The sequence below is a fragment of the Streptomyces microflavus genome, assembly GCF_014650075.1.
Taxonomy (GTDB): Bacteria; Actinomycetota; Actinomycetes; order Streptomycetales; family Streptomycetaceae; genus Streptomyces; species Streptomyces microflavus.
Genome location: NZ_BMUG01000002.1, coordinates 576,999 through 591,504, shown reverse-complemented (window position 1 = coordinate 591,504; position 14,506 = coordinate 576,999). Strand labels below are relative to the sequence as shown.

Genomic DNA, 14,506 nt, shown 5'->3' with positions numbered 1-14,506 from the left:
GGAGGACGACGGGCAGGGAGAAGAGCTCATGGCGAAGAACCCCGAGCGCAGGGTGGCGCTCACGGACGCGGCCATCGACGTCCTGGCACAGGAAGGGGCCCGCGGCCTCACGTTCCGCGCCGTCGACGCCCGGGCCGGCGTGCCGGTGGGCACCGCCTCGAACTACTTCAGCAGCCGCGACGACCTGTTCATGCAGACGGGAGCCCGCATCCACAACCGGATGACCCCGGACCCGGCCCAGGTCGAACAGGCCCTGCGCCCCGCCCCCTCCCGCGAGCTGGTCGCCGAGCTGATGCACTGGCTGGTCCGGCGCATGACCGATGACCGGACGGGCTACCTGGCCATGCTGGAACTTCGCCTGGAGGCGACCCGCCGCCCGGAACTGCGCACCCGGCTGACCGGGACGATCCGCACGTCGTTCGAGGAGAGCGCCGCCTTCCACCGCGACACGGGCCTCCCCGGCGACCACTCCGCGTTCCTCGTCCTCTACCTGGCGATGACCGGCGTGCTCCTGGAGCACTTCACCCTGCCGGACGTGCTCGGCGACATCGCCCTCGACGCCCTGGTGAACACGGTCGTGGAGCGCATCATCCCCGCCGGGTGACCGTCACCGCACCGGGCTCACGACGGGCGTCATACGACCCCTCAGGTCTGCGCCATGTCCACGAAGCGGGAGTAGTGGCCCTGGAAGGCCACGGTGATGGTGGCCGTCGGGCCGTTACGGTGCTTGCCGACGATGATGTCGGCCTCCCCCGCGCGCGGTGACTCCTTCTCGTACGCGTCCTCGCGGTGGAGCAGGATGACCATGTCGGCGTCCTGCTCGATGGAGCCGGACTCACGCAGGTCGGACACCATCGGCTTCTTGTCCGTGCGCTGCTCGGGACCACGGTTGAGCTGCGAGAGCGCGATCACCGGGACCTCCAGCTCCTTGGCCAGCAGCTTCAGGTTTCGGGACATGTCCGAGACCTCCTGCTGGCGGCTCTCGGAACGCTTCGACCCGCCGGCCTGCATCAGCTGCAGATAGTCGATGATCACGAGCTTGATGTCGTTGCGCTGCTTGAGCCGACGGCACTTGGCGCGGATCTCCATCATCGACAGGTTGGGGGAGTCGTCGATGTAGAGGGGGGCTGCCGAGACCTCCGGCATCCGGCGCGCAAGCCGCGTCCAGTCCTCGTCCGTCATCGTGCCGGACCGCATGTGGTGCAGGGCCACCCGCGCCTCCGCCGACAGCAGACGCATCGCGATCTCGTTGCGCCCCATTTCGAGGGAGAAGATGACGCTGGGCAGGTTGTTCTTGATCGACGCGGCGCGCGCGAAGTCCAGCGCGAGCGTCGACTTGCCCATGGCGGGACGGGCCGCGATGACGATCATCTGGCCGGGGTGCATGCCGTTCGTCAGGGCGTCCAGGTCAGTGAAGCCCGTCGGGACGCCGGTCATCTCGCCGCTGCGCGAACCGATGGCCTCGATCTCGTCGAGCGCGCCCTCCATGATGTCCCCGAGGGGGAGGTAGTCCTCGCTGGTGCGCTGCTCGGTGACCGCGTAGATCTCGGCCTGCGCGGAGTTGACGATCTCGTCGACGTCCCCGTCGGCCGCGTATCCCATCTGCGTGATCTTCGTGCCGGCCTCGACGAGCCGGCGGAGGACCGCCCGCTCGTGGACGATCTCCGCGTAGTACGAGGCGTTGGCCGCGGTCGGGACGGACTGCACCAGGGTGTGCAGGTACGGAGCACCACCGACCTTGGTGATCTCCCCGCGCTTGACCAGCTCGGCGGCGACCGTGATCGGGTCGGCCGGCTCGCCCTTGGCGTAGAGGTCGAGGATCGCCGTGTAGACGGTCTCGTGCGCAGGGCGGTAGAAGTCGTGGCCCTTGATGATCTCCACGACGTCGGCGATGGCGTCCTTGGACAGCAGCATGCCGCCGAGGACCGACTGCTCCGCGTCCAGGTCCTGGGGCGGAACCCGCTCGAACCCGGGGGAGCCGCCGTCCCAGCCCTCGTCCGAGCCCCGGTCGTGCCGATCCTCGCGGTTCCCCTTGCGCTCCCCGCGGCGCGGACGGGAGACAGGCAGACGGTCGCCGGGACCAGCCTCGGTCCAGGGGTCGTCCAAAGGCTCGGGAATGCTCACCGGGCCACCTCCTCCCGTCCGCTTCGCGGACCTAGCCGTGCCACTCTTTCTTACGGCACGGCACCGACAAACAAGTCGCCCGACTCCGCTTCCGGCGCGTCTGGTTCTGCTGATTCCGGTGCCGGAACGGAGTGCGGGCGCCGGTCCACGGTAGGCCTGTCTCCACCGTCAGCCAATCTGGTTATCCACAGGGCATGTGGATGACGGATCAGATGCTGTGGAGAACTGCTCAGAACCTGTGCACGGACCGGGGGACAGCACTGTGGACAAACTCATAGCCGGACGACGACCACCAGCTTGACCTGCACATTCTCCGTCCACCGACTGTGGGGGAGAAAAACTTTCGCCCTGATTTCAAGATCACTGCGAACGGCGCCCGGATGAGCGCCGCACGGGAGCAGAAGTAAGGGACAATAGGCCATTGCATCTCTTACCTGTGGAAGATTAGATTGACCCCCATGACCCCGGCCCCCACCACCCCTCGAACAGGCCGCCGACGGCACGACCGCGAGATCGTCGCCCTCGCCGTTCCGGCCTTCGGCGCACTGGTCGCCGAGCCCCTGTTCGTCATGGTCGACAGCGCCATCGTCGGCCACCTCGGCACCCCGCAACTGGCCGGTCTCGGGATCGCCGCGGCCCTGCTGATGACCGCCGTGAGCATCTTCGTCTTTCTCGCCTACGCCACCACGGCCGCTGTCGCCCGACGCGTCGGGGCGGGCGATCTGCCGGCCGCGATCCGCCAGGGCATGGACGGCATCTGGCTCGCCCTGCTGCTCGGCGCCGTCGTCGTCGCGCTCGCCATCCCCTCGGCCCCCTGGCTCGTCGACGTCTTCGGGGCCTCCGACACCGCCGCCCCGTACGCCATCACGTATCTGCGGATCTCCAGCTTCGGCATCCCGGCGATGCTCGTCGTCCTCGCCGCCACCGGCGTGCTGCGCGGACTCCAGGACACCCGCACCCCGCTGTACGTCGCCATCGGCGGTTTCACGGCGAACGGCATCCTCAATGTGGTCCTCGTCTACGGGGCCGGGTTCGGCATCGCCGGATCCGCCTGGGGCACGGTGATGGCCCAGGTGGGCATGGCCGTCGCCTACCTGATCGTGGTCGTCCGCGGAGCCCGTAAGCACGGCGCATCCCTCCGCCCGGACGCCGCCGGCATCAGGGCAAGTGCCCGGGCGGGTGTCCCCCTCCTGGTCCGAACGCTGTCGCTCAGGGCCGTTCTCATGATCGCCACCGCGGTGGCCGCCCGGCTCGGTGACAGCGACATCGCCGCGCACCAGATCGTCCTCTCCCTGTGGAGCCTGACCGCCTTCGCACTCGACGCCATCGCCATCGCGGGCCAGGCCATCATCGGCCGCTACCTGGGAGCCGGCGACGAGAAAGGGGCACGGGAGGCCTGCCGCCGCATGGTCGAGTGGGGCATCGGCTGCGGTGTCGTGCTCGGGGTGCTGATCATCCTCGCCCGGCCTCTCTTCATCCCGCTCTTCACCAGCGACCCGGCGGTGAAGGACACGCTGCTCCCCGCGCTCCTGGTCGTGGCCCTCTCGCAGCCGATCGCCGGGGTGGTCTTCGTCCTGGACGGCGTCCTGATGGGAGCGGGAGACGGACGCTATCTCGCGTGGGCCATGTTGGTGACGCTTGCCGTCTTCGCTCCCGTCGCGCTCCTGGTGCCGTCCCTCGGCGGCGGCCTCACCGCACTCTGGTGGGCGATGACGCTGATGATGGCCGTCCGGCTGATCACCCTGTGGGTGCGCGCCCGCTCGGGCCGGTGGATCGTCACCGGCGCGACCCGCTGATACACGGGCTCTGCGGGCTGTTTCACGTGAAACGGTCCGCCCGATTGCCGTCCGGCTCGCGCCCAAGTCCCGCCCGAGTCCCGTCCGGGCGCGTGAACGGCTGGCGCTGTTTCACGTGAAACAGCCCGCCCCGGCACAGAGCGAAGGGCCGCACCCCCAACGGGATGCGGCCCTTCACCTGCTCTGCTGAGCTCTGCCCTTAGGCAGCAACGACCTCGACGCCGAGCTTCGCTGCGACCTCGGGGTGCAGACGGACGGACACCTGGTGTCCGCCGAGCGTCTTGATCGGCGAGCCGAGCTCGACGCGACGCTTGTCGACGTCGGGACCACCGGCGGCCTTGATCGCCGAAGCGACGTCCGCCGGGGTGACCGAGCCGAAGAGACGGCCGGCGTCGCCGGAGCGAACAGCCAGACGGACCTTCACGCTCTCGAGCTTGGCCTTGATCTCGTTGGCCTGCTCGATCGTCGCGATCTCGTGGATCTTGCGGGCGCGGCGGATCTGCGCCACGTCCTTCTCGCCACCCTTGGTCCAGCGGATGGCGAAGCCACGCGGAACCAGGTAGTTGCGGGCGTACCCGTCCTTGACGTCGACGACATCGCCGGCGGTGCCGAGGCCGGAGACCTCGTGGGTGAGGATGATCTTCATGCTGTTGTCACCCTTCCCTTATCGCGCGGTGGACGTGTAGGGCAGCAGCGCCATCTCACGGCTGTTCTTGACAGCCGTGGCGACGTCACGCTGGTGCTGCGTGCAGTTGCCGGTGACGCGGCGGGCACGGATCTTGCCGCGGTCGGAAATGAACTTCCGCAGCATGTTCGTGTCCTTGTAGTCCACGTACTGGGTCTTGTCCTTGCAGAACGCGCAGACCTTCTTCTTAGGCTTGCGCACAGGCGGCTTCGCCATGGTGTTTCTCCTGTGTGATCAAGAAGTGGGGGTACGAGCCCGCCCTAGAAGGGGGGCTCGTCCGAGTAGCCGCCGCCAGAGCCGCCGGAACCACCGGAGCCGCCGGAACCACCGGGGCTTCCGCCCCAGCCGCTCCCGCCGCCCTGCTGGCCACCGCTCTGCGGGCCGCCTGCCGGCGCGCCGGTCGCCCACGGGTCGTCGGCGGGAGCACCGCCGCCGCCCTGCTGGCCACCGCCACCGGGACCGCCGCCCCAGTTGCCGCCACCCTGCTGGCCACCGCCGCCGTATCCGCCCTGGCCGCCCTGACCGCCGCGACCGGTGGTCTTGGTGACCTTGGCCGTGGCGCTCTTGAGGCTGGGGCCGACTTCCTCGACGTCCAGCTCGTAGACCGTGCGCTTGACGCCCTCACGGTCCTCGTAGGACCGCTGCTTCAGCCGGCCCTGCACGACGACGCGCATGCCTCGCTGGAGCGACTCCGCGACGTTCTCCGCCGCCTGACGCCAGACCGAGCAGGTGAGGAACAGGCCTTCGCCGTCCTTCCACTCATTGGTCTGCCGGTCGAAGATGCGGGGAGTGGACGCGACACGGAACTTCGCGACCGCCGCACCGGACGGGGTGAAGCGCAGCTCGGGGTCGTCGACGAGATTGCCGACGACCGTGATGACGGTCTCGCCTGCCATGGGTGAACCTCTCGGCGGGGATTGCTTCTGGCTGCTTGCTGCTACTCGGACCCGAAAACCGCTGAGCTAGATGCTCAGTGGATCTCGGGACGGAGGACCTTGGTCCGGAGGACCGACTCGTTCAGGTTCATCTGGCGGTCGAGCTCCTTGACGACCGCAGGCTCGGCCTGCAGGTCGATGACCGAGTAGATGCCCTCGGGCTTCTTCTTGATCTCGTAAGCGAGCCGACGACGGCCCCAGGTGTCGACCTTCTCCACCTTTCCGTTGCCCTCACGGACAACGGAGAGGAAGTTCTCGATCAGCGGGGAGACTGCTCGCTCCTCGAGATCGGGGTCGAGGATGACCATCACCTCGTAGTGACGCATGTGGAACCCACCTCCTTTGGACTCAGCGGCCACGGTCGTTCCGTGGCAGGAGGGTCGTGATGCGTGTTGCAACGGCGTCTCCGAAGAGAACACCCAGCACTGACAATCCGCTCCCGGGATGTTCCTGGGGGAGGGGTTCGCCGTGCCGGCCTGGGCAGACACCGGTGCAGACCGTACAGACTACCTGCAGACCGGCTTCCGGTTGAAATCCGGAGCTCAGGGGGCACATCCGGACCACATCCCGGAGGGCAGATCCGGGGTCCGGGGGGCACAATCGAGACAGATGCGGTGTGAGAGGCGCTACATTCCACCGCCCGTCCGGCCAGGAGGTACTCCATGGCACAGACCATTCGTCCCGCCGGCTCCCGGTCCGCCACCGGGCGCCCCGCCACCGGCTCGCTCTTCGCGACGGACGGCAGGCCGCACCCCGTCCAGGACGTCCTGATGGTGGTGACCGGGGTGCTCGGCGTCCTCGCCTTCGTGACGGCGATGTTCCACCATCTGCACCTGATCAGCTCCTGGGCTGGGCTGGTCGGCATTCTGACCGGCCTCTACGGCCAGTACATCTCGAAGACCACCTGGGAGAGGTTCGGACTGATCATGGGGATCGGTGCCTCGGCGGTCGGCTTCTACCTCGGTATGGCGCACGGCGGCCTCTTCGGCGGCGTCATCACCTGACCGGCCCTGCGTCCGACGCGGCTGCCACGGCGGCCGCGCCGGTCTGCCGCGGGCGGTCCGGCCCTACGCGGCCAGGCCGGGTACCCCTCGGTCACAGTAGGCTTCGGCGCGAGAGCCGGAGCCCCTGACCGATGGGGACACACCTGCCGAGGAGCGCCCCGCATGAGCCTGACCCTGAGGACCATCAGCCGAGAGCAGCATCTGGCGTACATCCAGAACCTGCCCTCGGCCAGTCACTGCCAGGTCCCGGCGTGGGCTGATGTGAAGACCGAATGGCGCTCGGAGAACCTGGGCTGGTTCGACAAGAACGGCGAGATGGTCGGTGCGGGCCTCGTCCTGTACCGCCAGCTGCCCAAGATCAAGCGCTACCTGGCGTACCTGCCCGAGGGCCCGGTCATCAACTGGTACGCCCCCAACCTGGACGACTGGCTCCAGCCGATGCTGGCCCACCTCAAGCAGCAGGGCGCCTTCTCGGTGAAGATGGGCCCGCCGGTGGTCATCCGGCGCTGGGACTCCACGGCCATCAAGTCCGGCATCCAGGACCCGGACGTGAAGCGCCTGCGCGACGTCGAGGCCACCCACATCGAGCCGCGCGCCTTCGAGGTGGCGGACCGGCTGCGGAAGATGGGCTGGCAGCAGGGCGAGGACGGCGGCGCCGGATTCGGTGACGTACAGCCCCGTTACGTCTTCCAGGTGCCGCTGGCCAATCGCTCCCTGGAGGACGTCCTCAAGGGCTTCAACCAGCTGTGGCGCCGCAACATCAAGAAGGCCGACAAGGCCGGTGTCGAGGTCGTCCAGGGCGGCTACGAGGACCTGGCCGAGTGGCAGCGGCTCTACGAGATCACGGCCGTGCGCGACCACTTCCGCCCGCGCCCGCTCTCGTACTTCCAGCGCATGTGGACGGTCCTCAACTCCGAGGACCCCAACCGGATGCGGCTCTACTTCGCCCGCCACAACGGCGTGAACCTCTCCGCCGCCACGATGCTCGTCGTCGGCGGGCACGTCTGGTACTCGTACGGTGCCTCCGACAACATCGGGCGCGAGGTCCGGCCGTCGAACGCCATGCAGTGGCGGATGCTCCGCGACAGCTACGCGATGGGCGCCACCGTCTACGACCTGCGCGGCATCAGCGACTCGCTGGACGAGAACGACCACCTCTTCGGCCTGATCCAGTTCAAGGTCGGCACCGGCGGCGAGGCGGTCGAGTACGTCGGCGAGTGGGACTTTCCGCTCAACAAGCTGCTCCACAAGGCGCTCGACATCTACATGTCGCGCCGCTGACCCGCTTCGACACCCCTCTCGGCACACCCCGTTCGCTCCCTGATTCACCGCAGCCACCAGAAAGGTTCCGGGCCGGCCATGGCGCTCTCCCTCTACGTCGACACCGCGCGCTGGCGGGCGCACCAGAAGTCCGTGATCAACCAGTTCCCCGGGCTCGTACCGGTCTGCAAGGGCAACGGTTACGGCTTCGGCCACGAGCGGCTCGCCGACGAGACGATCCGCTTCGGCTCCGACACCCTGGCCGTCGGCACCACGTACGAGGCCGCCACGATCAAGGACTGGTTCAGCGGCGACCTGCTCGTCCTGACCCCGTTCCGGCGGGGCGAGGAGCCCGTACCGCTGCCGGACCGTGTCATCCGGTCGGTCTCCTCCGTCGACGGGGTGCACGCCCTGGTGGGCGCCCGGGTCGTCATCGAGTGCATGAGCTCGATGAAGCGCCACGGCGTCAAGGAGGAGGAGCTCGGGCTGCTGCACGCGGCGATCGAGGACGTACGACTCGAAGGCTTCGCGCTGCACCTGCCGCTGGACCGCACCGACGGCTCGGACGCCGTCGAGGAGGTCATAGGGTGGATGGACCGGCTGCGCGCCGCCCGCCTGCCGCTGCACACCATGTTCGTCAGCCACCTGCGCGCCGAGGAACTGGCCCGGCTCCAGCAGCAGTTCCCGCAGACCCGCTTCCGCGCCCGCATCGGGACCCGGCTCTGGCTGGGTGACCACGAGGCCACGGAGTACCGGGGCGCCGTCCTGGACGTCACCCCCGTCGTCAAGGGCGACCGGTTCGGCTACCGCCAGCAGAAGGCCGCGTCCGACGGCTGGCTGGTCGTCGTCGCGGGCGGTACGTCCCACGGGGTCGGCCTGGAGGCGCCCAAGGCGCTGCACGGGGTGATGCCGCGGGCCAAGGGCGTCGCGCGGGCAGGTCTGGCCACGGTCAACCGCAACCTGTCGCCGTTCGTCTGGGCGGGCAAGCAGCGGTGGTTCGCCGAGCCGCCGCACATGCAGGTGTCGATCCTGTTCGTGCCCTCGGACGCGCAGGAGCCGCGGGTCGGCGACGAGCTGGTCGCCCATCTGCGCCACACGACCACCCAGTACGACCGGCTCGTCGACCACTGAGCGAGCCGCCCCGGGTCAGCGCTCCCGGGCCGCGCCCCACTCCACCTGAGGTCCCGTGACCGCCGGGGCCGTGTGCCCGGGCGGACGGGCCTCGGGCGCCAGCACGAACGCGTCCGGCGACCCGTCGAGCACCCCGCCCGACGGGTCGTCCGACCCGTCCCTGCGCACCGGGTCCTTCTCCGGCAGCAGGATGTCCCGGACGACCAGGGCGCACAGGTAGAGCGTGCCCAGCAGGTGCAGGGCGATCGCGAGCTGGTACCCCTCCTGCGGCAGCCCCTGGTGCTTGTCGCCGCCGCTCGTGTACGCGAGGTAGAACCAGATCCCCAGGAAGTACATGACCTCGCATGCCTGCCAGATGAGGAAGTCGCGCCAGCGCGGCCGGGCCAGGACGGCGAGCGGGATCAGCCAGAGCACGTACTGCGGTGAGTAGACCTTGTTCGTCAGGATGAACGCGGCCACCACCAGGAACGCCAGCTGGGCGAAGCGCGGCCGGCGCGCGGCGGTGAGCGCCAGGCCCGCGATGCCCGCGCAGAACACGACCATCAGGACCACGGAGGCGGTGTTCACCGTCTCCACATCGATGGGCTTCCCGGTGCGCTGGGTGATGATCAGCCAGAACGAGCCGAAGTCGATGGGCCGTTCCTGGCTGAAGGTGTAGAACTTCCGCCACCCCTCGGGGGCGTAGAGCATCACCGGCAGGTTCACCACCAGCCAGGCCGCCCCCGCACCGAGCAGGGCCGTGGAGAACTCACGCCACCTGCCCGCCCGCCAGCAGAGCACCAGGAGCGGGCCGAGCAGCAGGACGGGGTAGAGCTTGGCGGCCGTCGCGAGGCCGATGAGGATGCCGAAGGCGAGCACCCGGCCCCTCGACCACATGAGCATCGCCGCGGCCGTCAGGGCGACGGCCAGCAGGTCCCAGTTGATCGTGGCGGTGAGCGCGAACGCGGGGGCCAGCGCGACCAGCAGGCCGTCCCAGGGGCGCCGCCGGTGCGTCCGTACGGTGCACACGGCGATGACCACGGCGCAGATCATCAGCATGCCCGCGTTGACCATCCAGTACATCTGCTCGCGCTGCTGGATGGGGTCGCTGTCGGGCGTCAGCGTCAGCCAGGCGGCCACCTGCATGAACACCCCGGTCAGTACGGGGTACTCCAGGTACTGCATGTCGCCGCTCAGCCGGTCGAAGTACGGCACCAGACCGTCGGCGAAGCCGCGTCCCAGGAAGAGGTGCGGGATGTCGGAGTAGCAGGCGTGCGTGTACTGCGAGGTCGCTCCGCGGAACCAGGCCCACTCGTAGCAGGGGATCTTCTGCACCATGCCGAGGGCGAACATCCCGATCGCGACCAGGGCGACGACCCGTACGGGCGTCAGCGGACCGTCGCCGAGCCGCGCCCAGCGCCCCACCCGCCCGCCGAACAGCTCACTGCCGGCCGCCGCGACCTCGTCCTGATCCGTGGGCCGCACGACGGGCCGCTCCTGCTGCTGCACGCTCGTGTCCTCTGCGCTGGGGCTTGGCATGCCGCACATCCTGCCGTACGGGGCTGTGGCCGGGGCATGGACCGCCCCGGGACACGGAAGGGGAAGCGGAGGAACACCTACGGGGTACGGGGCGGCTCCCACCGCCCGTGAAAGCGGCGAGGGCCGCCGCACCCCGTCCGGTGGCGGCGGCCCTCGTCCTGCGGGCGTCCAGGGCCTGTCAGAGGCCCACTGCGGTGTGGCTGTCAGCCGTTGGCACCGCTCCATAGGCCGCCGCCACCGTTGTTGTTGCCACCGTTCCCGCCGTTGGCACCTTCGGTGGCTCCTTCCGTGGTGCCGGTATTCGCACCGCCGTCGGCTCCGGCGTTCGCACCACCTTCGGTGGTGCCTGTATTGGCCCCACCGTCCGCTCCCGCGTTCGCACCGCCGTCGGCTCCGGCGTTCGCTCCACCGCCGTTGGGGTTGTTGCAGTCCCAGTCGAAGGGCTCACAGGTCTTGCTCGGCGTCGGCGACGGGGTGGTGGGCGTCGGGGACGGCGTCGGCGGCTCCGGCTCCTCGCTGGAGGACGTCGGGGAAGGCGTCGGGCTGGGCGTCGGGCTCGGGCTGGCCGCGCCACCGCCCCAGACGGTCTCGCCGATGGGCTGCGGCTCCGGGAACGAGAGAACCTTCTTCCCCTTCATGGCCGCGGTCATGTAGTCGTGCCAGATGGACGCCGGGAACGAGTTTCCGTGGATCTTCTTCTCGCCGCCGGTGCCGAACATCTCTTCGAACTTGCGCTTGGTGTTGGTCTCGTCGTCGTCCAGCCGGAACATGCTGATCGCCGTCGAGAGCTGCGGGGTGTAGCCGACGAACCAGGCGGACTTGTTGCCGTCCGTCGTACCCGTCTTGCCCGCCGCCTCACGTCCGGGAAGCCGCGCGGGCTTGCCCGTTCCGTTCTCCACCACGTTCTTCAGCACGTCCGTGACGTTGTCCGCGATCAGCGGGGAGAAGGCGCGCTTGGGCTGCTTCCGGTGCTGGAAGACGACCTCGCCCTTCTTCTTCACCTCGGTGACCGAGTACGTCGGGTTCTGCTGACCGCTCGTGGCGAAGGTGGCGTAGGCGCCCGCCATCCGGATGGCGCTCGGCGAGGACGTACCGATGGAGAACGACGGAACGGTGGAGTCCGCCATCATGTCGTCGTCCTTCAGACCGGCGGCGACAGCGGCTTCCTTGACCTTGTCCGTCCCGACGTCCATGCCGAGCTGCACGAAGGGGGAGTTGGCCGACTGCTCCATGGCGTGCCGCAGGTCGACCTCACCGTGGTCGTAGTCGCCGTCGTTGGTCTGGAGCCACTCGTTGTCGTCCTTGTCCCTCCAGACCTCACCGTTGTAGTTCTTGATCCGCAGCTTGTTGTCGCCGTTGTAGATGCTCTCCGGCGAGACGACGGTCCGCTGGGAGGCGTCCTGGTCAGGCCCGAGCTTCGGGTCGCGTACGCCGTACTGCATCGCCGCGGCCAGGACGAACGGCTTCCACGTGGAGCCGACCTGGGCGCCGGTCGCGTCGGCGTTGTTGGTGAAGTGCTTCGTGGCGTCCTGCCCGCCGTACGTGGCGAGGATGGCGCCCGTCTTGGTGTCCACCGAGGCGCCGCCGAACTCCACATGGGTGTCCGTCTTAGGACGCTCATCGGGCCGGATCTTGGCCTTGTAGACCTTGTCCACCGCCGCGCTGAGCTGCTTCACCTTCTTCTCGTCGAAGGTGGTGTGGATCTCGAACCCGCCGAGCTCCATGTCCTTGGCGGTGTACTCCTTGTTGTTGGCGAGGAAGTACTTGCGCGCCAGCTCCACCAGGTAGCCGGTCTGACCGCCGAGCTGGGCGTCCTTCCTCAGCGGCTTGGGCATCGGGAACTCGGTGATCTTGTCCCGCTCCGCCTTCTCCATCGTGCCGTCCTTGACCTGCTCGTCAAGGATCCACTTCCAGCGTTCCTCGGCGCGCTCCCTGTTGGCCTCGGGCGTCGCGTTCTTGTCGATCTCCACGGCGCCGGCGGGGTCGAAGTAGCTCGCGCCCTTGAGCAGCGTCGCCAGGAAGGCGCACTCGCTCGGGGTCAGGTCCGTGGCGTCCTTGTCGTAGTACGTACGGGCCGCGGCCTGGATACCGGAGGCGCCGCGTCCGTAGTACGAGACGTTCAGGTAGCCGGCCATGACATCGCGCTTGTCCTCGTTGCCGGCCACCTTGAGCGTGATGAAGAGCTCTTTGAACTTCCGGGAGAGCGTCTGGTCCTGGGTGAGGTGCGAGTTCTTCACGTACTGCTGGGTGATGGTCGACCCGCCCTGGGTCTGACCGCCCGTGGCCATGTTGAACACAGCGCGGCCGATGCCCTTGGGGTCGATGCCCCGGTCCGTCCAGAAGCTCTTGTTCTCGGCCGCGACCACGGCGTTGCGCATCGCCACGGGGATCTGCTCGTAGCTGATCACCTGGCGGTTGACCACACCACCGGTCGCCACCATCTGCCGGCCGTCGGCCCAGTAGTAGACGTTGTTCTGCGCCTTGGCCGCGTTCTGGATCTTCGGCGTATCGACCAGGGCGTACGAGACGCCGGCCACGCCCATCAGCATGCCGAGGAAGCCCACGCAGAGTCCCGAGACGAGCTTCCACGAGGGCAGCCAGCGGCGGAATCCGTACTTGCCGTAACGCGGGTAGTCGATCATCCGCTTCTTGCCGGGAGGCCCGGCAGCGCCCCGGCCGTGCGGCCCGTCGCCTCCGCCCCGCCGTCGGCCCCCGCCGCGCTGGGCCGCGCGACGGGCCTCGGCACGGCTGCCGTACTGGCGGTCCTCGCCGTGCGACTCGGAAGGGGATTCGGAAGGTGATACGGAAGTTGCTCTGCGTGACGGGACTGCTCGGCGTCCCGTCGACTGCTGGGCGGCTCGTCTGGCCGCGGCCCGCCCGCCACCTTGCGGCTGAGGCGATTTGCGACGGTGCTCGCTCATGGAACGACTACTCCTCGGGCAGGCGAGAGCGCCTGGAAGCGGCAGTTGAGATCCGGTCCCCCCGAATTACGGACCAGCCCTGCGGAAGGCTCATCCGCAGTACATCCGGCAGTCCGCGATGACTGACGCACAACGGCGCCTCACGGTTCCCGGTGGTCTGCATGCCGCACAGACTACGCACGGTCAAAACCCTCCTAGGGCCGAAGTTCACCCCAAACGACGCAAGTCGCTTCCTACGAATTGACGATGTGACGCCGCTCACGAAGGTCACCCTTGTCCAACCCGTCGGACCGATCTATCGTGCTGATGTATCGAGTCGATACATCAGTGCGGCATAAGTACGTCAGCGGGTCCGGCGGACGGCCCCCGCGGAACCAGCGGCAGAAGGAGGAGACGCCCGTGAGCCGACGCTCCGGCATCCTCGAGTTCGCCGTTCTCGGGCTGCTCCGCGAGTCTCCGATGCACGGCTACGAGCTGCGCAAACGCCTCAACACCTCGCTGGGGATCTTCCGTGCGTTCAGCTACGGAACCCTCTACCCCTGCCTCAAGACGCTGGTGACCAGCGGCTGGTTGATCGAGGAGCCCGTCGGCGACCCGGCGGACACCACACCCGCCTCCTCCCTCACGGGACGCCGGGCGAAGATCGTCTACCGGCTGACGGCAGAAGGTAAGGAGCACTTCGAGGAGCTGCTCTCGCACACCGGTCCGGACGCCTGGGAGGACGAGCACTTCGCGGCACGCTTCGCCTTCTTCGGGCAGACCGAACGCGAGGTGCGGATGCGGGTGCTCGAAGGCAGGCGCAGCAGGCTGGAGGAGCGCCTGGAGAAGATGCGCGCCTCCCTCGCTCGCACACGTGAACGACTCGACGACTACACACTTGAGCTGCAGCGACACGGCATGGAGTCCGTGGAGCGCGAAGTGCGCTGGCTGAACGAGCTCATCGAGAGCGAGCGGTCGGGACGGGATCAGAGACGATCCTCGCCCGAGGGCTCTGCTCAGCAGGACACATCAGGAGAGACGGGCGGCCTGCCCCGGCACCGGGGTAACACCCCGCCGGATCCGTCCGACGACACCGCCAAGTGAAGTCACCGCATTCCGCGGGGACTTCATCGGAAACACCGATTACACAGGG

At 68.5% G+C, this 14,506-nt stretch carries 13 protein-coding genes; 6 read left to right on the top strand and 7 right to left on the bottom strand.

Going from position 1 to position 14,506, the window contains the following annotated elements; translation table 11 throughout:
• The first annotated feature begins 28 nt into the window (after window positions 1-28).
• On the top strand, window positions 29-604 hold the full coding sequence (locus tag IE264_RS07725; protein ID WP_032755845.1) for a TetR/AcrR family transcriptional regulator: 576 nt from the start codon (window positions 29-31) through the stop codon (window positions 602-604).
• A gap of 41 nt (window positions 605-645) precedes the next feature.
• On the opposite strand, the gene dnaB is transcribed toward IE264_RS07725, so the two are convergent.
• The gene (dnaB, locus tag IE264_RS07720; protein WP_015609868.1) at window positions 646-2,124 is read right to left on the bottom strand and encodes a replicative DNA helicase; all 1,479 of its coding nucleotides are present in this window, start codon (window positions 2,122-2,124) and stop codon (window positions 646-648) included.
• 458 nt (window positions 2,125-2,582) lie between these two features.
• On the opposite strand from dnaB, the gene IE264_RS07715 reads away from it, so the two are divergent.
• On the top strand, window positions 2,583-3,920 hold the full coding sequence (locus IE264_RS07715) for an MATE family efflux transporter (protein WP_032755847.1): 1,338 nt from the start codon (window positions 2,583-2,585) through the stop codon (window positions 3,918-3,920).
• A gap of 199 nt (window positions 3,921-4,119) precedes the next feature.
• Here the strand turns inward: IE264_RS07715 and rplI are convergent, their stop codons facing one another.
• From rplI to rpsF, 4 genes are all read right to left on the bottom strand, one after another.
• Window positions 4,120-4,566, bottom strand: a complete 447-nt coding sequence (rplI, locus tag IE264_RS07710; protein WP_015609866.1) for a 50S ribosomal protein L9 — start codon at window positions 4,564-4,566, stop codon at window positions 4,120-4,122.
• An 18-nt stretch (window positions 4,567-4,584) separates the two neighbouring features.
• The gene (rpsR, locus tag IE264_RS07705; RefSeq protein ID WP_003967857.1) at window positions 4,585-4,821 is read right to left on the bottom strand and encodes a 30S ribosomal protein S18; all 237 of its coding nucleotides are present in this window, start codon (window positions 4,819-4,821) and stop codon (window positions 4,585-4,587) included.
• A 44-nt stretch (window positions 4,822-4,865) separates the two neighbouring features.
• A complete protein-coding gene (locus tag IE264_RS07700; RefSeq protein WP_032755849.1) occupies window positions 4,866-5,501 on the bottom strand; it encodes a single-stranded DNA-binding protein in 636 nt (211 codons plus the stop codon).
• Window positions 5,502-5,575: 74 nt separating this feature from the next.
• Entirely contained in the window at window positions 5,576-5,866 is a 291-nt protein-coding gene (rpsF, locus tag IE264_RS07695; protein ID WP_015609864.1) for a 30S ribosomal protein S6, read from the bottom strand.
• A gap of 336 nt (window positions 5,867-6,202) precedes the next feature.
• On the opposite strand from rpsF, the gene IE264_RS07690 reads away from it, so the two are divergent.
• From IE264_RS07690 to IE264_RS07680, 3 genes are all read left to right on the top strand, one after another.
• Entirely contained in the window at window positions 6,203-6,544 is a 342-nt protein-coding gene (locus IE264_RS07690) for a hypothetical protein (RefSeq protein WP_015609863.1), read from the top strand.
• A 162-nt stretch (window positions 6,545-6,706) separates the two neighbouring features.
• A complete protein-coding gene (locus IE264_RS07685) occupies window positions 6,707-7,825 on the top strand; it encodes a lipid II:glycine glycyltransferase FemX (protein WP_015609862.1) in 1,119 nt (372 codons plus the stop codon).
• A 78-nt stretch (window positions 7,826-7,903) separates the two neighbouring features.
• Entirely contained in the window at window positions 7,904-8,935 is a 1,032-nt protein-coding gene (locus IE264_RS07680) for an alanine racemase (RefSeq protein WP_032755851.1), read from the top strand.
• Window positions 8,936-8,950: 15 nt separating this feature from the next.
• Here the strand turns inward: IE264_RS07680 and IE264_RS07675 are convergent, their stop codons facing one another.
• Window positions 8,951-10,453, bottom strand: coding sequence for a glycosyltransferase family 87 protein (locus tag IE264_RS07675; RefSeq protein ID WP_051821774.1), 1,503 nt, complete (start codon window positions 10,451-10,453; stop codon window positions 8,951-8,953).
• A gap of 203 nt (window positions 10,454-10,656) precedes the next feature.
• Window positions 10,657-13,095 (bottom strand): transglycosylase domain-containing protein, encoded by a 2,439-nt coding sequence (locus IE264_RS07670; protein WP_015609859.1) that lies wholly within the window; start codon window positions 13,093-13,095, stop codon window positions 10,657-10,659.
• A 678-nt stretch (window positions 13,096-13,773) separates the two neighbouring features.
• Between IE264_RS07670 and IE264_RS07665 the strand changes: the two genes are divergently transcribed.
• Window positions 13,774-14,457 (top strand): PadR family transcriptional regulator, encoded by a 684-nt coding sequence (locus tag IE264_RS07665; protein WP_015609858.1) that lies wholly within the window; start codon window positions 13,774-13,776, stop codon window positions 14,455-14,457.
• Window positions 14,458-14,506 lie beyond the last annotated feature (49 nt).

Coding starts and splice junctions, on each gene's coding strand:
- IE264_RS07725 (WP_032755845.1), top strand. CDS start 29: ATGGCGAAGAACCCCGAGCGCAGGGTGGCGCTCACGGACGCGGCCATC.
- IE264_RS07715 (WP_032755847.1), top strand. CDS start 2,583: ATGACCCCGGCCCCCACCACCCCTCGAACAGGCCGCCGACGGCACGAC.
- rplI (WP_015609866.1), bottom strand. CDS start 4,566: ATGAAGATCATCCTCACCCACGAGGTCTCCGGCCTCGGCACCGCCGGC.
- rpsR (WP_003967857.1), bottom strand. CDS start 4,821: ATGGCGAAGCCGCCTGTGCGCAAGCCTAAGAAGAAGGTCTGCGCGTTC.
- IE264_RS07700 (WP_032755849.1), bottom strand. CDS start 5,501: ATGGCAGGCGAGACCGTCATCACGGTCGTCGGCAATCTCGTCGACGAC.
- rpsF (WP_015609864.1), bottom strand. CDS start 5,866: ATGCGTCACTACGAGGTGATGGTCATCCTCGACCCCGATCTCGAGGAG.
- IE264_RS07690 (WP_015609863.1), top strand. CDS start 6,203: ATGGCACAGACCATTCGTCCCGCCGGCTCCCGGTCCGCCACCGGGCGC.
- IE264_RS07685 (WP_015609862.1), top strand. CDS start 6,707: ATGAGCCTGACCCTGAGGACCATCAGCCGAGAGCAGCATCTGGCGTAC.
- IE264_RS07680 (WP_032755851.1), top strand. CDS start 7,904: ATGGCGCTCTCCCTCTACGTCGACACCGCGCGCTGGCGGGCGCACCAG.
- IE264_RS07675 (WP_051821774.1), bottom strand. CDS start 10,453: ATGCCAAGCCCCAGCGCAGAGGACACGAGCGTGCAGCAGCAGGAGCGG.
- IE264_RS07670 (WP_015609859.1), bottom strand. CDS start 13,095: ATGATCGACTACCCGCGTTACGGCAAGTACGGATTCCGCCGCTGGCTG.